At 71.6% G+C, this 19,905-nt stretch carries 22 protein-coding genes, 1 pseudogene and 1 riboswitch; of the genes and pseudogenes, 13 read left to right on the top strand and 10 right to left on the bottom strand.

Annotated features, from left to right (window positions below; genetic code table 11):
- Positions 1 to 452: hypothetical protein (locus DY240_RS32875; RefSeq protein WP_199701484.1), on the bottom strand; the 452-nt coding region annotated here is incomplete at its 3' end.
- Between the two features lie 206 nt (positions 453 to 658).
- Here DY240_RS32875 and DY240_RS14060 point away from each other — a divergent pair.
- Positions 659 to 928: a hypothetical protein gene (locus tag DY240_RS14060; protein ID WP_147375322.1), complete on the top strand. Its 270-nt coding sequence runs from the start codon at positions 659 to 661 to the stop codon at positions 926 to 928.
- A gap of 11 nt (positions 929 to 939) precedes the next feature.
- Here the strand turns inward: DY240_RS14060 and DY240_RS14055 are convergent, their stop codons facing one another.
- Complete coding sequence (locus DY240_RS14055) at positions 940 to 2,385, bottom strand: alpha,alpha-trehalose-phosphate synthase (UDP-forming) (protein ID WP_119660492.1); 1,446 nt, start codon at positions 2,383 to 2,385, stop codon at positions 940 to 942.
- Between the two features lie 32 nt (positions 2,386 to 2,417).
- Here DY240_RS14055 and DY240_RS14050 point away from each other — a divergent pair, with 32 nt between their 5' ends.
- From DY240_RS14050 to DY240_RS14025, 6 genes are all read left to right on the top strand, one after another.
- Positions 2,418 to 2,663 carry a DUF3263 domain-containing protein gene (locus DY240_RS14050; protein WP_233552734.1) on the top strand — a complete coding sequence of 82 codons (246 nt, stop codon included), beginning with the start codon at positions 2,418 to 2,420 and terminating at the stop codon, positions 2,661 to 2,663.
- A 109-nt stretch (positions 2,664 to 2,772) separates the two neighbouring features.
- Positions 2,773 to 3,345, top strand: coding sequence for a LytR C-terminal domain-containing protein (locus DY240_RS14045; RefSeq protein WP_119660490.1), 573 nt, complete (start codon positions 2,773 to 2,775; stop codon positions 3,343 to 3,345).
- Positions 3,342 to 4,130, top strand: a complete 789-nt coding sequence (gene otsB / locus DY240_RS14040) for a trehalose-phosphatase (protein ID WP_119660489.1) — start codon at positions 3,342 to 3,344, stop codon at positions 4,128 to 4,130. Before DY240_RS14045 ends, otsB begins: the two co-directional genes overlap by 4 nt.
- Positions 4,131 to 4,280: 150 nt before the next feature.
- Positions 4,281 to 4,466, top strand: a complete 186-nt coding sequence (locus DY240_RS14035; protein WP_119660488.1) for a TraY domain-containing protein — start codon at positions 4,281 to 4,283, stop codon at positions 4,464 to 4,466.
- Positions 4,467 to 4,564: 98 nt separating this feature from the next.
- Positions 4,565 to 4,679, top strand: a riboswitch (SAM riboswitch).
- Between the two features lie 15 nt (positions 4,680 to 4,694).
- The gene (thrC, locus tag DY240_RS14030) at positions 4,695 to 5,942 is read left to right on the top strand and encodes a threonine synthase (RefSeq protein ID WP_119660487.1); all 1,248 of its coding nucleotides are present in this window, start codon (positions 4,695 to 4,697) and stop codon (positions 5,940 to 5,942) included.
- A gap of 2 nt (positions 5,943 to 5,944) precedes the next feature.
- Positions 5,945 to 6,229, top strand: coding sequence for a ubiquitin-like small modifier protein 1 (locus DY240_RS14025; protein ID WP_119660486.1), 285 nt, complete (start codon positions 5,945 to 5,947; stop codon positions 6,227 to 6,229).
- A 34-nt stretch (positions 6,230 to 6,263) separates the two neighbouring features.
- Here the strand turns inward: DY240_RS14025 and DY240_RS32870 are convergent, their stop codons facing one another.
- Both DY240_RS32870 and DY240_RS14020 read right to left on the bottom strand, forming a co-directional pair.
- The gene (locus DY240_RS32870) at positions 6,264 to 6,419 is read right to left on the bottom strand and encodes a hypothetical protein (RefSeq protein ID WP_199701483.1); all 156 of its coding nucleotides are present in this window, start codon (positions 6,417 to 6,419) and stop codon (positions 6,264 to 6,266) included.
- A 4-nt stretch (positions 6,420 to 6,423) separates the two neighbouring features.
- Positions 6,424 to 7,149, bottom strand: a complete 726-nt coding sequence (locus DY240_RS14020; RefSeq protein ID WP_119660485.1) for a class E sortase — start codon at positions 7,147 to 7,149, stop codon at positions 6,424 to 6,426.
- Positions 7,150 to 7,286: 137 nt separating this feature from the next.
- Between DY240_RS14020 and DY240_RS33715 the strand changes: the two genes are divergently transcribed.
- The 3 genes from DY240_RS33715 to DY240_RS14005 all read left to right on the top strand — a co-directional run bounded on the left by DY240_RS33715 (position 7,287) and on the right by DY240_RS14005 (position 11,658).
- On the top strand, positions 7,287 to 9,638 hold the full coding sequence (locus tag DY240_RS33715) for an Ig-like domain-containing protein (RefSeq protein WP_119660484.1): 2,352 nt from the start codon (positions 7,287 to 7,289) through the stop codon (positions 9,636 to 9,638).
- A 121-nt stretch (positions 9,639 to 9,759) separates the two neighbouring features.
- Positions 9,760 to 10,170, top strand: a complete 411-nt coding sequence (locus tag DY240_RS14010; RefSeq protein WP_119660483.1) for a hypothetical protein — start codon at positions 9,760 to 9,762, stop codon at positions 10,168 to 10,170.
- 24 nt (positions 10,171 to 10,194) lie between these two features.
- Positions 10,195 to 11,658, top strand: coding sequence for a phytoene desaturase family protein (locus DY240_RS14005; RefSeq protein WP_119660482.1), 1,464 nt, complete (start codon positions 10,195 to 10,197; stop codon positions 11,656 to 11,658).
- 477 nt (positions 11,659 to 12,135) lie between these two features.
- On the opposite strand, the gene DY240_RS14000 is transcribed toward DY240_RS14005, so the two are convergent.
- Positions 12,136 to 13,023: a hypothetical protein gene (locus tag DY240_RS14000; protein WP_199701481.1), complete on the bottom strand. Its 888-nt coding sequence runs from the start codon at positions 13,021 to 13,023 to the stop codon at positions 12,136 to 12,138.
- Positions 13,020 to 13,484, bottom strand: a complete 465-nt coding sequence (locus tag DY240_RS32865) for a hypothetical protein (protein ID WP_199701479.1) — start codon at positions 13,482 to 13,484, stop codon at positions 13,020 to 13,022. The genes DY240_RS14000 and DY240_RS32865 overlap by 4 nt, the downstream gene beginning before the upstream one ends.
- A 206-nt stretch (positions 13,485 to 13,690) precedes the next feature.
- Between DY240_RS32865 and groL the strand changes: the two genes are divergently transcribed.
- Positions 13,691 to 15,319, top strand: a complete 1,629-nt coding sequence (groL, locus tag DY240_RS13995) for a chaperonin GroEL (RefSeq protein WP_119660480.1) — start codon at positions 13,691 to 13,693, stop codon at positions 15,317 to 15,319.
- 72 nt (positions 15,320 to 15,391) lie between these two features.
- Here the strand turns inward: groL and DY240_RS13990 are convergent, their stop codons facing one another.
- The 3 genes from DY240_RS13990 to DY240_RS13980 all read right to left on the bottom strand — a co-directional run bounded on the left by DY240_RS13990 (position 15,392) and on the right by DY240_RS13980 (position 17,263).
- Complete coding sequence (locus DY240_RS13990) at positions 15,392 to 15,709, bottom strand: type II toxin-antitoxin system PemK/MazF family toxin (protein ID WP_119660479.1); 318 nt, start codon at positions 15,707 to 15,709, stop codon at positions 15,392 to 15,394.
- A 296-nt stretch (positions 15,710 to 16,005) separates the two neighbouring features.
- Positions 16,006 to 16,263, bottom strand: a complete 258-nt coding sequence (locus DY240_RS13985; RefSeq protein WP_119660478.1) for a type II toxin-antitoxin system HicB family antitoxin — start codon at positions 16,261 to 16,263, stop codon at positions 16,006 to 16,008.
- Positions 16,264 to 16,297: 34 nt separating this feature from the next.
- Positions 16,298 to 17,263, bottom strand: a complete 966-nt coding sequence (locus DY240_RS13980) for a helix-turn-helix transcriptional regulator (protein ID WP_199701477.1) — start codon at positions 17,261 to 17,263, stop codon at positions 16,298 to 16,300.
- Between the two features lie 62 nt (positions 17,264 to 17,325).
- On the opposite strand from DY240_RS13980, the gene DY240_RS13970 reads away from it, so the two are divergent.
- Positions 17,326 to 18,465 carry an epoxide hydrolase family protein gene (locus DY240_RS13970; RefSeq protein ID WP_119660476.1) on the top strand — a complete coding sequence of 380 codons (1,140 nt, stop codon included), beginning with the start codon at positions 17,326 to 17,328 and terminating at the stop codon, positions 18,463 to 18,465.
- Positions 18,462 to 19,610: an epoxide hydrolase family protein gene (locus DY240_RS13965; RefSeq protein WP_119660475.1), complete on the top strand. Its 1,149-nt coding sequence runs from the start codon at positions 18,462 to 18,464 to the stop codon at positions 19,608 to 19,610. The genes DY240_RS13970 and DY240_RS13965 overlap by 4 nt, the downstream gene beginning before the upstream one ends.
- On the opposite strand, the pseudogene DY240_RS31975 reads toward DY240_RS13965, so the two are convergent.
- Positions 19,582 to 19,905 (bottom strand): annotated as a pseudogene (locus tag DY240_RS31975) (hypothetical protein); the annotation flags it as partial. The gene DY240_RS13965 and the pseudogene DY240_RS31975 overlap by 29 nt on opposite strands.

Here is a 19,905-nt window from a genome sequence, read left to right as displayed (position 1 = left end):
GGCGGCTCGGCCGCGACGGACGGCGGCGGGGCCGGCTCCGGCGCCGCGGACGCCGGCGCCGCAGACTCCGGCGTCGCGGGCTCGGGCAGGTCCGGCTCGGGGTCGAACTGGATCGGCCGGGTCTCCCGCGTGACGTCGGGCTCGACCACCGGTTCGGGGAGGACGGGGCTGGGCTGGACCCGCCGGGCCCGCCGTCCGGCGCCGCGGGAGGCCATCGGCTGGGCGAACGGGTCGGTGGCCGGGTCGAGCCACTCGATGCTGGTGGCCTCGCCGTGGCCGTGCACGGCCACGAGGTCGTCGAGCGAGCTCCACAGGCTGGTGGCGGGGTGCGCGGACGCCCAGCGCAGGGCGACGTGGCCGTCGGCGAAGACGACGCCGTAGGCCACCACCCCGACCCCGGACACACCGGTGTAGTCGACGTGGCGGACGAGGGCGAACCGTCGTGGGAGCAATCGACCACCGTAACGTTGGGAACTCCGGGCAGGCCGGACGTCACCCCCGTGTCACTCTGGCCTGTGCAGCCCTCATCATCGTCGATGTCCCGCGATCCTGTCACGGCGGCCCGCCGATGACACTCGGTCCCAGGGGTACCACACCTGGATGAGCCCGGCCGGGTTACGGTACGTCCCGACTCTCAACGTTCCCAGGAGTGATCTCGATGGACCCTCGACTGCAGCCGCAGACCCCCGAAGTCGATCCCATGGTGACCACCGCGGTGATGAACGTGCGCGATCGGTTCGGCGCCGAGGGCCTGCGTGATCTCATGGCGGTCGCCCAGATGGAGCTGCGCAACGCCGAGGCGGCCGAACGCCGGCTGGCCGCGCTGTCCGAGCCGGCGGCCGCGGCCGAGCCGGTCGACGCCGCCGACACCCAGGCCTGGCTCGCCTACACCGAGGTCGATCCGGACGGCGAGGACGGCCGCCGCTGACCCCTCGGGGATCAGATCGCCCGCAACGCCGTCAGGATCTCGGTGGCCCAGCGGGCGATGTCGTGGCTCGTCACGCGGTCGCGCAACAGCTTCATCCGCTGCTCGGCCTCGGCGGGGTCGAGCCGCATGGCCGTCAGCATGGTGCGCTTCAGCCCGTCGATGTCGTGCGGGTTGACGAGGAACGCGCCTTCGCCGAGCTCGTCGGCGGCGCCGGCGAACTCGGACAGCACGAGCGCCCCGCGCAGGTCGGCGCGGGCGCTGACGTACTCCTTGGCCACCAGGTTCATGCCGTCGCGCAGCGGCGTCACCACCATGACGTCGGCGGCGAGCAGCAGAGCGACCAGCTCGGAGCGGTCGTAGGAGGAGTGCAGGTAGTGCACCGCCGGGTGCCCGATGCGGCCGTAGTCGCCGTTGATGCGCCCGACCTGCAGCTCGACGTCGTCGCGCAGCGTCTGGTACGCCTCGACGCGCTCGCGGCTGGGCGTGGCGACCTGCAGCAGCACCGCCTCCTCGGGCGTGACCGCACCGTCGGCGAGCAGCTCGCCGAACGCCTTGAGCCGGTGGCCGATGCCCTTGGTGTAGTCGAGCCGGTCGACGCCGAGCATGATGTACCTCGGCGAGCCGACCTCCTCGCGGATGGTCGCGGCCCGGGCCCGCACCTCGGGATCGGCGGCCAGGCGGGCGACCTCCTCGACCTCGATCGAGATGGGGAACGCCCGGGAGAAGACCTCGCGGCCGTCCTCGAGCACCAGCGTCTCGTCGCGCAGGACGGCCGAGGTGAAGTTCTCGGCCAGGGACTCGAAGTTGCGGGCGGCCCCGGCCCGCTGGAACCCGACGAGGTCCGCGCCGAGCAGGCCTTCGAGGATCTGCCGCCGCCACGGCAGCTGCGCGAACAGCTCCGTGGGCGGGAACGGGATGTGCAGGAAGAAGCCGATCTTGAGGTCGGGCCGCAGCTCGCGCAGCATCTGCGGCACCAGCTGCAGCTGGTAGTCCTGGATGAACACGACGGCGTTCTCGGCGGCCACCTCGGCGGCGGCCCGGGCGAAGCGCTGGTTGACCGTGCGGTAGGCGTCCCACCACTCGCGGTGGTATTCCGGCTGGACGATGACGTCGTGGTACAGCGGCCACAGCGTGGCGTTGGAGAAGCCCTCGTAGTACAGGGCGATCTCCTCGGCCGACAACGGGACCGGCACGAGGTCCATGTCGTCGGTCGAGAACGGCTCCGGTGCGTCGTCGGGCGATCCGGTCCAGCCCACCCACGCACCGTCGTAAGCCCGCATGACCGGAGCCAGGGCGGTGACCAGTCCGCCGGGGCTCCTGCGCCAGGTGGTCGCGCCGTCGGCCGTCGACACGCGGTCGACCGGCAGCCGATTGGCGACTACGACGAAGCTACTCGTTCCAGTCGTGGACAAATGGGGCCTCCTCGTGCCGACAACGGTAACCGAGCTGTGTTGCATGGCTGTCACACCCCTTGCCTACGATGGCGGGTATGGACGACCACGAGCGCGAAATCCTCGACTTCGAGCACCGCTGGTGGAAGTACCCAGGCGCGAAGGAACAAGCCATACGCAGCGAGTTCGGAATCTCCGCCACGCGCTACTACCAAGTGCTGAACGCGCTGATCGACCGGCCCGAGGCGCTCGCGCAGGACCCCCTGCTGGTACGGCGGCTGCGGCGGCAGCGGTCGCGGCGGCTGCGTACGCAATCGGGGCGCCCGCTCGCTGCGGAGGCATGAGCGGCCGCGCCAGTCCATATGACAGTGTCGCTGATCTTGATCAAGGACGCCAGAGCCGAGTGCCTCGCTTCGGGCACGTCGTGTGGCGTACGCTCTGCATCCTGTGACGATGAGTGACCGACTCCAGCGGCTCTGGCCGTCACTCGTCGCGCTCGTCGGCACAGTGGCGGTCGTCCTGGCGCTGCTCTGGTACTTCGGTGACGACACCGAGGACAGCACCCCCGACGACGTCGCGGCGGGCGACACCACCGGGGAGGAACCGCCGGCCACGGAGCCGCCGGCCACCGACGCGCCGCCCGAGACCGAGGCACCGCCCACCGACGCACCCACGGGCGACCCCACCGACGAGCCGACGGACGCGCCGTCCGACCCGGTCACTGCCGATCCTGAGGTCCGCGAGCCGCTCGGCGTGCTCAACCAGACCAGCGAGGCCGGGCTCGAGGAGCGGGCCAGCGAGCGGTTCCAGGAGGGCGGCTGGGAGGTCGCCGCGATGAGCGAGTTCACCGGCAACGTCCCCGAGACCACGGTCTACGTGCCCGAGGGCATGGAGGAGGCCGCCGACGCGCTGGTGGCCCAGTTCCCTGAGATCGGGCGGGTCCGCCCCAACGTCGAGCCGTTCAACGACACCCGTCTGGTCATCGTCCTCGCCGACGACTACCTCGACGAGGTCGAGTCCGAGTGACGCCCGAGCTGCGGCGGCTGTCCGGGCTGCTGGACCGGACCCTCGTGGCCCTCGACTTCGACGGCGTCCTCTCGCCGATCGTGCCCGACCCCGCGCGGGCGGTCGCCCTGCCGGGAACCGCCGAGGTGCTGACGCGGGTCGCCGCGCGCGTCGCCCGGGTCGCCGTCGTCACCGGCCGGCCCGCCGCCGACGCCGTCGGTCTCGGCTCGCTGCAGGACGTGCCCGGGCTGGTGGTGCTGGGGCACTACGGGCTGCAGCGCTGGTCGGCCGGAACGCTGAGCACGCCCGACAGCGATGACGGTGTCGACCTCGCCCGGCGACGGGTGGCCGAGCTCGCCGCAGACCGCCCCGGCGTCACCGTCGAGGACAAGCAGCACTCCGTGGCCCTGCACACGCGATCGGCCCCCGACCCCGCGGCCGCCCTCGACGAGCTGCGCCCGCACGCCGACGCCGTCGCGTCGGAGGCCGGGCTCCAGGTCACGCCCGGCCGGTTCGTGCTCGAGCTCCGCCCGGTCGGCGTCGACAAGGGCCTGGCGATCCGGTCGCTGGTCGAGGAGACCGGCGCCGCCGCCGTCCTCTACGCCGGCGACGACCTCGGCGACCTGCCCGCGGTGGCCGCCGTGCGCGAGCTGGCGTCCTCCGGCGAGATCGGCGCGGGGCTGGTGGTCTGCTCCGACGCCGAGGAGGCCTCCGCCGAGCTGCGGGCCGCGGCGGACATCGTCGTCCCCGGCCCGCCCGGGGTCCAGGACCTCCTCCGCGAGCTTGCCGCGCTCGACCGAGCCTGATCGCCCTTGGCAAGCCTGGCAACGTGCTTGGCAAGGCTCACCATTGCTCGGGTGTCCGTTTCGTCCCACCTCCAGGGTGGCCAGCCTTGCCAAGGTGCTCCTAGGGGGCACGAGTGGCGCGAGCTCCGGTAGCGCTGCCACCATCGCGAGGTGGAGATCTCCGTCACGCTCACCGAGGAAGAGACCGCGGCGCTGCAGCGCCTTGCCGAGCGGTCTGGCCGCTCGCTCGAGGATGAGGCCCTGGATGCGCTCCACGAGTACCTCGCTCGAGCAGCGCGGACGCACGAGCTCGAGGGTCGTGTCGTCAACGGGAAGCGCCGTCACGGCGCCGGCTGACCGAGTACCAAGCATCCACGATGTGACACAAAACTGTCCCGCATCGTGGACATGCGCTGCCTGGATCCACAACCGGCACGTATGGTGACAACCAGTTGTCCTCATCCAGAGGAGCCGAGGGACCGGCCCGTCGAAGCTCCGGCAACCGTCCGCGTGCCTGCGCGGTGACGGTGCCAATTCCGGCCCGCCCCAACCCGGTGGGAGAGATGAGAAGGGATCCGCTGCAGCATGACCGTCACCAGCACCACCTCCTTGGGGCGCGCCACGCACCTGTCATGTCGCGAGTGCGGCACCACCGTCGAGCTCGGCCCCTACTACGCGTGCCTCGAGTGCTTCGGGCCGCTGGAGGTCGCCTACGACTTCGGCACCGTCACACGCGAGCGCATCGAGAGCGGCCCGCGGTCCATCTGGCGCTACCGCGACCTGCTGCCGGTCCCCGAGAGCGTCACCGAGATCCCGAACACCGACCCCGGCTTCACCCCGCTGGTCCGCGCCGACAACCTCGCCCGCGAACTCGGCCTCGAGTCGCTGTGGATCAAGAACGACGCCGCCAACCCCACGCACTCGTTCAAGGACCGCGTGGTGGCGGTCGCGCTGGCGGCGGCGCGTGAGCTGGGCTTCAAGGTCCTGGCCTGCCCGTCGACGGGCAACCTCGCGAACGCGGTCGCCGCGGCGGCGGCCCGGGCCGGCATCACCAGCTACGTCTTCATCCCGAGCAACCTCGAGCAGCCCAAGATCGTGACGAGTGCCGTCTACGGCACCACGCTGGTCGCCGTCGAGGGCAACTACGACGACGTCAACCGGCTGGCGTCGGAACTGGCCGGTGAGCACGACGACTGGGCGTTCGTCAACGTCAACGTGCGGCCCTACTACGCCGAGGGCTCCAAGACGCTCGGCTACGAGACCGTCGAACAGCTCGGCTGGCGGCTGCCGCGGCAGGTCGTCATCCCGGTGGCCAGCGGCTCGCAGCTGACCAAGGTCGACAAGGCCTTCCGCGAGCTGGTCCAGCTGGGCCTGGTCGAGGGCGACGCCCCGGCCATCTTCGGCGCGCAGGCGACGGGCTGCTCGCCGGTCGCGACGGCGTTCAAGGAAGGCCACGACGTCGTCCGCCCGGTGCGGCCCGACACCATCGCGAAGTCCCTGGCCATCGGCAACCCCGCCGACGGCCCGTACGTGCTCGACGTCGCCCGGCGCACGGGTGGCGCCGTCGAGGACGTCAGCGACGACGAGGTGGTCGACGGCATCCGGCTGCTGGCCCGCACCGAGGGCATCTTCGCCGAGACCGCCGGCGGGGTCACCGTCGCCGTCCTGGCCAAGCTGCTGCGCGAGGGGAAGCTCGACCCCGACGCCGAGACCGTCATCTTCAACACCGGCGACGGGCTCAAGACGCTCGACGCCGTCTCGTCCGTGGTCGGCCCCGCCGGCACCATCGCACCCACTACCGAGGCGTTCCACAGCCTCGTCAACGGAGGCTGAACATGAGCGTCGCCGTACGCGTCCCGACGATCCTGCGCACCTACACCAAGGGCGAGTCCGACGTCAGCGTCGAGGTGCCTGACGGCGCCACGCTCGCCGACGTGCTCGGCGCGCTCGACGCCGCCTACCCGGGCATCGGTGCGCGCGTCCTCGACGACACCGGCCAGATCCGCCGCTTCGTCAACGTCTACGTGAACGACGACGACGTGCGCTTCTCCGACGGCTTGCAGACGCCGACGCCCGCGGGCGCCAAGGTGTCGGTCATCCCGGCGGTCGCCGGCGGCTGACCGCAGCAACCACCATCAGCCGAGGTCACCGTCGTCAGCCGACGGTGACCTCGCTGATGTTGAAGGCGTCCTCGGCCCAGGGGAAGACCCAGATGAACAGGGCGTAGATGATCGCGGCGATGAGGATCAGGTAGATGAGCAGCCGAACGGGCCACGGTCCCGGCAGGTGCCGCCAGATCCAGGCGTACATCTGTCTAGACTTCCTCTCCGCCGATCAGGATGCCGGTCGCGTACATACGGTGTGACGAGCCCCAGCGCGGCCAGCACGTGGTGAGCGTGATGCGCCGTTCGGTGGGCTCGGCCTCGTCGCCCTCGCCGGGCACCGGGTCGACGACCCAGCTGTCCCTGATGCCGATCTTGTTGCCGTCGGGGTCGCCGTTCGGTGCGCTGTCCAGCTCGTAGAGGTACGTGCCGGTGGCGGTCTCGATCTCGATGATGTCGCCCACCTGCAGCTCGGGGAACTGGGCGAACGGCTCGCCGTGACCAGAACGGTGCCCGGCGATGGAGAAGTTCCCGATCTCGCCGGGGTCGACGCTGTCGAGGTAGTGGCCGGGGCCGTTCTTGAGGTCGGCGTCCTCGGTGCCCTGGACGATGATCCACTCCCAGTCCTCGCCGAAGCGGGGGATGCGGATGATGCCGTAGGCGTCGCCGACCTCGAGCTCGTCGAGGGGGATGGGGTCCTTCTCGATCTGCCCGGCGTCGAGGCCCAGCTGGTCGCGCAGGTCGTCCTGGGCGTTGGCGGTCTGGATGCCGGTGCCCCACAGCGTGTAGACCACGAACAACAGCACGACGGCCCCGGCGGTGAGCATGAGCTCGCCGACGCCACCAGCGATGAGTGCGACGACGTTGCGCTGGGGCGTTGGCTGCTGGGTCTTCCGGCGGGATGCTTTACGACGCCCCCGGGCCGCCTTGCGATGCATGGGCAAGAGCCTAACCGGCGACCCCCGCTCCCCGTGAGCTGATCTCCGCGAGAAGGGTCGAAGTGGAAAATCGGGTCTGCTAGCGTACCGCGAGCATGTGCCCTGAGCTTCATTGAATCTTCAGGAGATATGAATTCATGAATCGCACGATCACGCGGCGGCTGCTGGCCGCGGTGGCGGTGACCGGGACGGGCGCACTCGCGTTCGCCGGCGCCGTGCCGGCGAACGCCACTGACGATCTGACCGAACTGGTGGATGTCCAGTCGGACGAGGTGGGGGCTCGTAGTCTCGAGGTCGCGGCCGACCGCGCCGACCTGGCGGTCGACGTCGTGCGCGAGTTGGTCGAGTCGGGCCAGGCCATCGTCGGCGACGGCGGCACGCTGTCGTACACCGATCGGTTCGAGGCGCCGCACGACGACCACGAGCACGCCGAGGCGACCCCCGCCGCCGACGTCCCGGGCGATCCCGAGGGCGGCTCCAAGCCGGGTGCGCCGTACACCGTCTACCTCGACTTCGACGGTGCGACGATCCAGAACACCGAGTGGAACCGGTACTACGAGGAGGACGTGTACGAGCTGGCCCCCAACGCGGCCGCCTCCGACCCCGACTACGTGTACCAGGTGTGGGCGCGGGTGGCGGAGGACTACGCGCCCTTCGACGTCAACGTCACCACGACGGACCCTGGCGCCGACGCGCTGTACAAGACGTCGCCGGACGACGGCGAGTACGGCATGACGGCGGTCGTCACCGACACCACGGACATCGCACCGGCCGACCAGGCCAGCGGGCGGGCCTGGGTGGGCGGGTTCGGCAACGAGTTCCTGTCGCCGGCCATGATCTTCGCCCCGGTCGCGCGCGACAGCAACGCACCCGACGTCGGCAACATCGTCTCGCACGAGGTCGGCCACACGCTCAACCTGACCCACGACGGCATCGGCAACGACGAGTACTACGGCGACACCCTGGCCGAGCCGAGCTCGCTGTGGGGCCCGATCATGGGCGCGCCGTGGTCCACGCCGCTGTCGCAGTGGTCGCCGGGCGACTACGCCGGCGCCACCAACCCCGGCCAGGACGACCTCGCCGAGATCACCGCCGACGCCACGATCCAGACCTTCGCGGTGTACGACGGCGACACGATGTGGACCGACGTCTTCTGCACCGACGCCGTCGACCCGAACAACCCGCAGCCGGGCGACAAAGCGTTCAAGCCGGCCGGCCCCGCGGACGACCCATGCGCCGAGGTGGGCGACGAGCTGACGCTCGAGTTCCACTACGGCGGCCGTGCGGCGTACGCCGCCGACGACCACGGCGACGTGCTCGACGACGGCACCGCGCTGGACAACTCCACCGGAGAGTTCACCGCCGCCGGCGTCATCGGGCAGTCCGGTGAGCGCGACGTGTTCACGCTCGTCACCGACGGCGGCCCGGTCACCGTGGCGGCCGAGGGCGCCACCGTCGGCAGCAACCTCGACATCCGGCTGGAGCTGATCGACGCCGCCGGCGAGCTGGTCGCCGAGGCCAACCCCGAGGCGGCCACCGACCTCGCCAGCTCGCCCACCGACCGCACCGCCTCCGGCCTCGACGCGCGGATCGAGACCGAGCTCGAGACCGGCCTGTACTACGTGCGGGTCAGCGGCGTCGGTCAGGGCGACCCGGCCGAGAACACGCCGAGCAACGGCTCGGGCTACACCGAGTACGGCAGCCTGGGCAACTACACCGTGACCGGGACGGCGGCCGCGTTCGAGGCCCTGCCGATCACGATCATCTCGCCCGAGGACGGCGACGAGGTGGAGCCGTCGCCGGTCGAGATCACCGGCTCGGCCGAGCCCGGCTCGACGGTGACGCTCACGCTCGGTGACGAGGTCGTCGGCGAGGGCACCACCGACGACGAGGGCACGTGGAGCATCGTGCTCACCGCCGACCTGCCGTACGGCGAGTCCACCATCACCGCGCAGCAGACGATCGGCACCATCGAGGTGCCCGAGACCGCGTCGGTCACCGTCGTGGTCCCGGTCGACCCGCCGACCATCGTGCGGCCGGTCGACGGCGACACCGCCACCACGGCGACGCCGACCTTCACCGGCGAGGGCCTGCCCGGCGCGTCCGTCGAGCTGAGCGTCACCTGCGGCGAGGAGACGTGGTCCGGCACCGCCGAGGTCGACGGCGAGGGCGCGTGGTCGTTCACGCCCGAGCAGGACCTCCCCAACGGCGAGTGCTCGGTCACCGCGGTCCAGTCGATCAACGGCGTCACCTCGGCGCAGACCGACCCGGTGTCGTTCACCGTCGACGTCGCGAACGGCGACGAGGGCGGCTCGGACGACGGCGGCGAGGGTGGCACCGACGACGGCGGCGACGGCGGCACGGAGGACGGCGACGACCTGCCCGACACCGGTACGTCGACGAACCTGTTCGTCCTGACCGCCGGTCTGCTGCTGCTCGGCCTGGGTGGTGCGCTGTACGCGCGCACCCGGCGCAGCGTGACCGGCTGACGTCCGACCCCTGCGACGGGGCCCGGGACCACGCGTCCCGGGCCCCGTCCGCGTCTGCGCACCCGACGACACGAAACCGCCGCCGCGCCCCGTGCGTCAGACTCACGAAGGAGGAACCGACGTGCCCGAGACCACCTCGCAGGACCGGCGCCGCAGCGTGCTCGCGGTGGCGGCCGCAGTCGTGGTCGTGGCGCTGGCCGTCGTCCTGGCGGTCTGGCTGACCAGCGAGTCCGGAGGCGACGACGCCGGTGACGGCTCCGTCGCGGTGCCGTCCGACGCGCCCGCGACCTCGACGCCGTCGCCGGCCGAGGGCACGGTCGCACCGGGAGGCCAGGGCGACCTGCTGCCCCGTCCGATGAGCGGCCAGAAGGCCATCGACGAGCTGGGCGAGCACCTCGACCACGTCGCGGAGCTCAACGGCATGACACCCGAGCAGCTGCGCGACCTCCTGCTGCGCGACGCCAGCGTCCAGGTCGCGCCGAGCGGCCGCCTGCTGTACGACGACCACATGACACCACCGCCCACGCCGTGATGATCGCCGACGTAGGATGACGGTGTGCAGGCGTCGGAGCAGTGTGACGCCGTCGTCGTCGGGTCCGGCCCGAATGGGCTGGCGGCGGCGGTGGTGCTCGCCCGGGCCGGTCTGGAGGTCCGGGTCTACGAGGCACAGGGCACCGTCGGCGGCGGAGCCCGCACGCTCGACCTCGGCCTCGCGCCCGGCATCGTCCACGACATCTGCTCGGCGGTGCACCCCATGGCGGCCGCGTCGCCGTTCTTCCGCGCCTTCGACCTCGCCGCTCGCGGCGTCCGGCTGACCTACCCCGACGTCTCCTACGCGCAGCCGCTCGACGGCGGCCGGGCCGGCATCGCCTACCGCGACCTCGACCGCACGGTCGAGGGTCTGGGAGCCGACGGACCGGCCTGGCGGCGGCTCATGGGCCCGCTGGTGCGGCACTCGCCGGCCGTCGTCGACGTCGCCCTGTTCGACCGCCGCAGCCTGCCCCCCGACCTGCTGACCGCGATGCAGTTCGGGCTGTCGATGCTCGAGCAGGGCACCGGCCTGGGCCGGCGCCGGTGGAAGGACGACGTGGCGCCGGCGCTGCTCATGGGCGTCGCGGCGCATGCCATCGCGCGGATTCCCACGCTCACCGCCGCCGGCACCGCGCTCTCGCTGGGCGCGCTCGCACACTCGCCGGGCTGGCCGCTGCCGGTCGGCGGCAGCCAGGCCATCGTCGACGCCCTGGTCGCCGACCTCGAGGCGCACGGCGGCAGCGTCCATCCGGGCGTCGAGGTCGTGTCGATGACCCAGCTTCCGAAGGCGCGTGCCTACCTGTTCGACACCAGCCCGTGGATCCTCGCCGGCATCCTGGGCGAGCAGCTGCCGCACGGCTACCGCCGCGCCGTCGAGCGGTTCAAGGCGGGCAACGCGGCCGCCAAGGTCGACTTCGTGCTCTCCGGCCCGGTGCCGTGGGCGCACCCGGAGGTCCGCCGGGCCGGCACCATCCACGTCGGCGGCACCCTGGCGGAGATGTCGCACGCCGAGGCCGAGGTGGCCGCCGGCCGCCACGCCGAACGGCCGATGATCCTGGCCTCCGACCCCGCGGTGTTCGACCCCGGCCGCGAGGTGGGCGGGCTGCGGCCGTTCTGGACCTACGCCCACGTGCCCGCCGGCTCCACCGTCGACGTCGGTGCCCTGGTACAGGCGCAGATCGAGCGGTTCGCCCCCGGGTTCGGCGACCTCGTCGTCGAGCGCCACACCATCCCGGCGGCGAAGATGGCCGACCACAACGCCAACTACCGCGACGGCGACATCGCGGCCGGGGCGATGAATCTCTGGCAGATCTTCGCCCGCCCCACGCTGCGATGGAACCCCTACGCCACACCCGTGCCGGGCGTCTACCTGTGCTCCGCCTCGACCCCGCCCGGGCCCGCGGTCCATGGCATGGGCGGTCTGTACGCCGCCAAGCGCGCACTGCGGACGCGGTTCGGAATCCGTCGCGTGCCGTCCCTGGCGCCCTGACGTCGACGTCCCCCTGACGTCGCCGTCCCCCTGCTGCCCATTCTCTTGGCCGCTAAGGGGGACGGGGAGGATGTGGGCACGCCTCGCCGTTGGCGTGCCCGTTTCGCGTGCTTTGTCGGGCTGTGGACAGCGATGATCATCGGCGATCGCCTACATCACGAGGATTCCGTGAGCTTCACCATGACTGTAGGGGTGTTGACGCTGGGGTAATCCTCGTGATGGCCCCCCGAATCACGGTGAAATCTCACCAGGTGGACGCCCAACGACACCAACGCCACACCGTAACGGGCCAACGCCGCGGGAGGCGTCGCCACACTCCCCCCGTCCCCTGATAGCTGCCCGTTCTTTGCCGCGGGCGCGCGGGTCAAGCGGTCATCATCGGCGCGAAGCGCCTCCACAGTCCGCTTGAGGCGCGCGTGCGCGGCCAAGACAATCGGGCAGCAGGGGGACGGTCCCAACGCAGGGGCCGGCCCAACGTCAAACGGCGCTCGTGGGCATCGGCGGACGCTGGCGCAGCCGGCCGAGCAGGCGCTGGCCCACCGGCACCAGGCGCTCCAGCGGCAGGAACGCCAGCCAGCAGATGACCGTCGGCAGGAAGTGGATGCCCAGCGCCAGGTAGGTCATCAAGTGGAAGCCGGCGAACGTGACGACCGCCAGGTACAGCGCCTTGCCCTTGAGCCAGAGCACGACGGGGGACAGGAACTCGATGATCAGCAGGCCCCACTGGGCGATGATCAGCAGCCACGGGTAGTCGGTGGTCCACCGGACGAGGTCGGAGCCGCGCCGGATGATCGCCCAGATGAACACGGCGCCGTTGGCCCACGTGGCCGGCGAGCCGCTGCGCACCCACTTCACGACGGCCGACGCGAAGTACGTCGCGATGACCGACACCTGGATGCACCGGAACGCCCAGCCGGCCGCCTCGCTGGAGTCGTGGTCGGTGAACCGGGCCCGGCCGATGGTCGGCAGCACGACGACCGCCACCATGAGCGCCAGGTGGTCGTGCGACACGTAGCCGTAGCCCTGGCTGAACACCATCCACTGGAAGTAGGCGACGGCGACGACGCCGCCGGCCAGCCGCGGCAGCAGCCCCGTCGCGGCCACCAGGCAGCCCACGACGATGACGATCTGCAGCGTGTGCGCCAGCGGCAGCGACGGCTCGGGCAGCGGCAGCGCGCGGCCCACCCACGTCGGGTAGTACAGCTCCGGCGCATGCGCCATCGGGATGACGTCGTTGGTGAGCCGGAAGATGTCGTACAGCACGAACAGGTAGATCGCCACCCGCAGCACGGCCACCCGCGCCAGCGGAACCGGCCGGGTCCACCAGCCGACGACGGCGCGCCCGGCGCCCAGCGCGCGGCTCATCGTCGCACCTCCCACGAGGTCAGCTGCTCGATGTCGGGCTCGCCCTGCTGGATGCCGTCCTCGAGCTGGTAGGTGCTGCGCATGACGTAGAGCGCGACGTACGGGTCGGCGTCGGGGTGCAGTTCCGACCAGGCCTCGGCGATCGCCTGCAGCAGCGAGGGGTCGTCGACGATGCGGTTCAGCTGCGACTCGATGTCGGCCCGTCCGACGCCGACGCCCTGCGGGTTGAGCGGGACCCGAACCCGTTCGCCGCTCTCGGTGTCGGCCATCATGTAGACGGAGCGGACGGTGCCGTCCATGTCGCGCGGCGTGGCGTACTGCGACAGCGAACCGAGCGGGAAGTAGTCGTTGGTGTCCTGGAGCTGGCCCATGGTCAGGATCACCAGGGCCACGCCGGTGACGCCGAGCCGCCAGACCAGGCCCCGCCGGGAGATGCGCCGGACGGCCGGTTCGGAACTCACAGCCCGCGAGTATACGAGGTATAGGGCGGCGCTTGCACTCTCATGGGGAGAGTGCTAAACACGTTGTTAGCACTCTCGAGGTGAGAGTGACAGGACTTCGGATCGGCGAGGCCGCGGGAGCCCGGTGACAGGAGCCGGGTGCCGGCGGCCGTCCGTCGCGGGCGTCGAGCCGGAACTTCCACCCGCTATGGGAGGACCAGGAACCCATGCCAAAGATCATTGCCTTTGACGAAGAGGCGCGGCGTGGCCTCGAGCGTGGCATGAACTCTCTTGCCGACGCCGTCAGGGTCACCCTCGGCCCGAAGGGCCGCAACGTCGTTCTGGAGAAGAAGTGGGGCGCCCCCACCATCACCAACGACGGTGTGTCGATCGCCAAGGAGATCGAGCTCGAGGACCCGTGGGAGAAGATCGGGGCCGAGCTCGTCAAGGAGGTCGCGAAGAAGACCGACGACGTGGCCGGTGACGGCACGACGACGGCGACCGTCCTCGCCCAGGCGCTGGTCCGTGAGGGCCTGCGCAACGTGGCCGCGGGTGCCAACCCGATCGCGCTGAAGCGCGGCATCGAGCGGGCCGTCGAGGCCATCGCCGAGCAGCTGCTGTCGACCGCGCGTGAGGTCGAGACCAAGGAGCAGATCGCCGCCACCGCGTCGATCTCGGCCGGCGACCCGCAGATCGGTGAGCTCATCGCCGAGGCGATGGACAAGGTCGGCAAGGAAGGCGTCATCACGGTCGAGGAGAGCAACACCTTCGGGCTCGAGCTCGAGCTCACCGAGGGTATGCGCTTCGACAAGGGCTACATCTCCGGGTACTTCGTCACCGACCCGGAGCGTCAGGAGGCCGTCCTCGAGGACGCCTACGTCCTGCTCGTCGAGTCGAAGATCTCGAACGTCAAGGACCTGCTGCCGCTGCTCGAGAAGGTCATGCAGGCCGGCAAGCCGCTGATCATCATCGCCGAGGACGTCGAGGGCGAGGCCCTGGCGACCCTGGTGGTCAACAAGATCCGCGGCACGTTCAAGTCCGTCGCCGTCAAGGCTCCGGGCTTCGGCGACCGCCGCAAGGCCATGCTGCAGGACATCGCCATCCTCACCGGTGGCCAGGTCATCAGCGAGACCGTCGGCCTCAAGCTGGAGAACGCGACCCTGGACCTGCTCGGTCAGGCCCGCAAGGTCGTCGTGACCAAGGACGAGACCACGATCGTCGAGGGTGCCGGCGACGCCGAGCAGATCGCCGGGCGCGTGTCGCAGATCCGTGCGGAGATCGAGAACTCCGACTCCGACTACGACCGCGAGAAGCTGCAGGAGCGGCTGGCCAAGCTGGCCGGCGGCGTGGCGGTCATCAAGGCCGGCGCGGCGACCGAGGTCGAGCTGAAGGAGCGCAAGCACCGCATCGAGGACGCGGTGCGCAACGCCAAGGCGGCCGTCGAGGAGGGCATCGTCGCCGGTGGTGGCGTCGCGCTCATCCAGGCCGGCGCGGCGGCGTTCGAGAAGCTCGAGCTCGAAGGCGACGAGGCCACCGGTGCCAACATCGTCAAGGTGGCCGTCGAGGCGCCGCTGAAGCAGATCGCCGTCAACGCCGGTCTCGAGGGCGGGGTCGTGGCCGAGAAGGTGCGCAGCCTTCCGGTCGGCCAGGGCCTCAACGCCGCCACCGGCGAGTACGTCGACATGCTCGGCGAGGGCATCAACGACCCGGTCAAGGTCACCCGCTCGGCGCTGCAGAACGCCGCGTCGATCGCCGGGCTGTTCCTCACCACCGAGGCCGTCGTCGCGGACAAGCCGGAGAAGGCCGCGGCCGCTCCGGCCGACCCCAGCGGCGGCATGGGCGGCATGGACTTCTGAGTCCGGCCGCACCACCTGCACCACCACGCACGAGGGCGGTACCCCAGCCAGGGGTACCGCCCTCGTGCGCGTTCAGAGCTCGAGAAGCAGGCGAAGCACCTTCTGGATCCGCATCATGTCGACCTCGTCGACGACGGCGACGTGCTTGACGAATCGCTCGGTCGAGACGAGCCGGATCTGCTCACACTGGACGTAGCTGGTGACGGGCAGAGTGCCCTCCAGCTCGACGTGGGTGGCGTAGCCGCGGCGGCTGCGTGTCACGGGAAGGACGATCGCCAGCCCGGTGGCCGAGAACGCGTCGGCGGAGACGATGACGGCGGGGCGCCGGTATCCCTGCTCGTGGCCGATCGGATCGCCGAAGTCGCAGAGATAGACGTCGCCGCGCCTCATGGAACCTGCCGATCGTCGGGCCGGGCAACGGCAGCGTGCCCGGCCCTCACAGTGACACCTCGATGTTCGGGCCGGGCAATGGCATCGTGCGCCCTCCTGCCAGGTGCGGGCCTGGACCGACGGGCCATGGGGACCTCCGGCCCCCGATGTCCCGCCGGTGTTGCCCGGCCCTCACAGTGACACCTCGATGTTCGGGCCGGGCAATGGCGTCGGGCGCCCTCCTGCCAGGTGCGGGCCTGGACCGACGGGCCATGGGGACCTCCGGCCCCCGATGTCCCGCCGGTGTTGCCCGGCCCTCACAGGACGTCGTCCCAGCGCTCATCCGGGTCGAGGCCGTCCTTGAGGGAGCCGGCGTAACTCTCGGACTCTCCGCGCACGTCGGCGATGCCCTGTCGGGTCCCCATGGTGGCCCGGACCTCGTCCCAGAACGCAGCGCGCTCCTCGGCGTCCAGTGCCCGCTCGATGGCCCCCGCGAGCGACGTGTGGTGCGCGGCGGCGTATCTCGTCAGGCGCTCGTGGACCTCGCGCGGAACGCGGATGGTCGTCGTCGTCATACACGCGAGTCTACGTCGATGTAGACATCGCCGGCTACGCCGAGGTGGCGGTGTCCGCGGCGCGGAGGTAGCGGGCAGCCGTCCGTCGCAGGTGGTCGGCGAACTCGGGCGGGTCGAGCACGTCGAAGTCGACGTCGAGCATGGCGAGGTGGACGGCGATCATCTCGTAGCTGTCGGCACCGGTGTGGACGACGCAGGTGTGCTCGTCGCCGGGCTCGACGACGATCGACGCCGGCAGGCGCTGCGCGACGGCGTCGGCGGAGGCGTGCAGCCGCAGGCTCGCGCGGCAGCTCCAGAGGGCGTAGTCCAGCCCCCGGGCGACGAAGCCGGCGACGTCGCCCGACGGCGCCTCGCGCGGGGCGAACCGCGGTCCGGTCGGGATCGTCGGCGTCATCCGGTCCACCCGGAACGTCCGCCAGTCCGACCGGTCCACGTCCCAGGCGACCAGGTACCACCGGCGTCCGCGGTTGACCAGACGGTGCGGCTCGACCTCGCGGCGCGACGATCCGCCGTCGTGGCCGACGTAGTCGAAGCGGAGGCGCTCGTGGTCGCGGACGGTGGCCGCGATGGCCGTCAGCACGTCGGCGCCGACCGACGGCCCGCCCACCGGCAGCGGAACCGTCGCCGACGACAGCGCGGCCACCCGGTGCCGCAGCCGCGACGGCAGGACCTGCTCCAACTTGGCCAGCGCGCGCACCGACGTCTCCTCGATGCCGGTGACGGACCCGCCGGCGGCGGTCCGCAGCCCGACGGCGACGGCGACCGCCTCGTCGTCGTCGAGCAGCAGCGGCGGCATGTCCGCCCCAGAACCGAGCCGGTAGCCACCGGACACGCCGGGCGTCGAGTCGACCGGGTACCCCAGCGTGCGCAGCCGCTCGACGTCGCGGCGCACGGTGCGGACGGCGACGCCCAGCCGGTCGGCGAGGTCGGCGCTGGCCCACTCGCGGCGTAGTTGCAGCAACGACAGCAGCTTGAGCAGCCGGGCCGAGGTTTCCACCATGTCGCCGATTCTGGCAGCAATTGCGGCCCGTAACTGGCCGCGATCGGCGGGACCGTAGAGACATGACGAACTCCACCGAGATCCGCCCCTTCCGCATCGACATCCCCGGCGCGGACCTCGCCGACCTCCGCGAGCGGCTGGCGAACACCCGCTGGCCGGTCGAGGTCGCCGGCACCGGCTGGGAGCGCGGCGTCCCGCGGGGCTACCTGAAGGAACTCGCCGCGTACTGGCGCGACGGCTTCGACTGGCGGGCGCAGGAGCGGGCGCTCAACGCGTACCCGCAGTTCGCCACCACGATCGACGGCGCGAACGTGCACTTCCTGCACGTGCGGTCGGACGGCGCGGACTCGCTGCCGCTGCTGCTCCTGCACGGCTGGCCGGGCTCGTTCGTCGAGTTCCTCGACGTGATCCCGCTGCTCACCGGCGAGTTCCACCTGGTGATCCCGTCGCTGCCCGGCTACGGCTTCTCCGGCCCGCTCACCGAGGCCGGCTGGACCGACGGCCGGGCCGCGGCCGCGCTGGCCGCATTGATGGACCGGCTCGGCTACGACCGCTACGGCGTGCAGGGCGGCGACGTCGGGGGATTCCTCGGCCCGCTGATCGGCCGGCTCGCGCCGGACCGCGTCGTCGGTGTGCACGCGAACGCCTTCGTCACGTTCCCGTCCGGCGACCCGGACGAGTTCGCCGGGCTGACCGAGGACGAGCGGCGCCGCGTGGCGCTGTTCGAGCGGTTCCAGGACGACGGCAGCGGCTACCTGCGGCTGCAGGGCACTCGGCCGCAGACGGTGTCGTACGGGCTCGCCGACTCGCCGGTGGCGCAGCTGGCCTGGATCGTCGAGAAGTTCCAGGAGTGGACCGATCCGGCCGCCGAGCTGCCCGAGGACGCCGTCGGCCGCGACCGGCTGCTCGCCGACGTCAGCATCTACTGGTTCACGAACACGGCCGGCTCGAGCGCGCACACCTACTACGAGCGGTTCCACGACCGCGCCTTCTGGGCGCCGCGGGAGCGGGCCACGGTCCCGACCGCGATCGCGAACTTCACCACCGACATCGCGATCCGCCGGTTCGCCGAACGCGACCACACCATCGTCCGCTGGACGACGTTCGACCGCGGCGGCCACTTCGCCGCCATGGAGGCGCCCGACCTGCTGGCCGCCGACGTCCGTGCGTTCTTGACCGAGCTGAAGGAGACCACCCGATGAACGAGATCCGGCCGTTCCGCATCGAGATCCCGCAGGCCGACATCGACGACTTGCGCCGCCGCCTGACGACCGTCCGCTGGCCGGCGGAGGTCGCCGGCACCGGCTGGGAGCGCGGCGTGCCGCTGCCGTACCTGAAGGAGCTGGCCGAGTACTGGCGCGACGGCTTCGACTGGCGCGCCCGGGAGGCCGAGCTGAACGCGTACCCGCAGTTCGTCACCGCCGTCGACGGGCAGGACCTGCACTTCCTGCACGTGCGCTCGGCGAACCCGGAGGCGACGCCGCTGCTGCTGGTGCACGGCTGGCCGAGCTCCGTCGTCGAGTTCCTCGACCTGATCCCGCTGCTCACCGACGACTACCACCTGGTGGTCCCGTCGCTGCCGGGGTTCGGCTTCTCGCCGCTGTCCGGGCCGGGCTGGGGCAACCTGTTCCGGGTGGCCGGCGCCATCGCCGAGGTGATGAGCCGGCTCGGCTACGACCGGTTCGCCGCGCAGGGCGGCGACGTCGGCGCCGGCGTGGTCGGCATGCTGGCGATGCTGCACCCTGACCGCGTCATCGGCACGCACGTCAACGGGCCGGCGCCGTACCCGTTCGGGCCGCCGGTCGAGCTGGACGGGCTGTCCGACGCCGAGAGGCTGCGGGCCGAGCGGTTCAACGCCTTCCGCGAAGACGGCATCGGCTACCTGGTGCAGCAGGCCACCCGGCCGCAGACGCTGGCCTACGGCCTGGCCGACTCGCCGGTCGAGCAGCTGGCGTGGATCGCGGAGAAGTTCCGCGAGTGGACCGACCCGGCCGCGGAGCTGCCCGAGGACGCCGTCGGCCGCGACCGGCTGCTCACCAACGTCAGCATCTACTGGTTCACCGGCTCCGGCGCCACCGCCGCCCACATCCTCTACGAGGGGATGCAGGCTTATCGGCAGTTCATGGCCGGCGCGGGGGAGCACCAGCAGGACGACGCCGAGCCGCCGGCCCTCCCGCCGGGCGCCGTCGCGGTCTTCGCCGCCGACACCTCGGTCCGGCACCTCGTCGACCCGATGGGCACCGTGGTGCGCTGGACGGAGTACGACCGCGGCGGCCACTTCGCCGCCCTGGAGGTGCCGGACCTGCTGGCCGCCGACGTCAAGGAGTTCTTCGCCGGCCGGCGCTGACGGCGGCCACGAGGTCGTCGGCCGACTCGATCCGCAGCCGCCAGCCGAGGTCCGGGCGGAGCGGGTCGAGCTCGCCGGCGGCCAGCGCGCCGGACCACACGCCCCAGCCGTAGGCGGCGTCGTCGAGGCGCCGGGCGAGCAGCCAGCGGACGGGGTCGAGGTCCGGCCGCTGCCGCCGCCATTCGAGGACGGCCGGGACGACGGCGGCCGCGGCCAGCGCGGGACGCAGGCGGGGGACGGTGGCCGCCGCCGCCAGCGACGCCGGCCACCAGGTCCGCACGACGGCGTCCGCGAC

The sequence above is a fragment of the Jiangella rhizosphaerae genome (assembly GCF_003579925.1).
Lineage (GTDB): Bacteria > Actinomycetota > Actinomycetes > Jiangellales > Jiangellaceae > Jiangella > Jiangella rhizosphaerae.
Note: the sequence above shows the minus strand (reverse complement) of the source record. Positions and strands in the feature narration are given on the sequence as shown.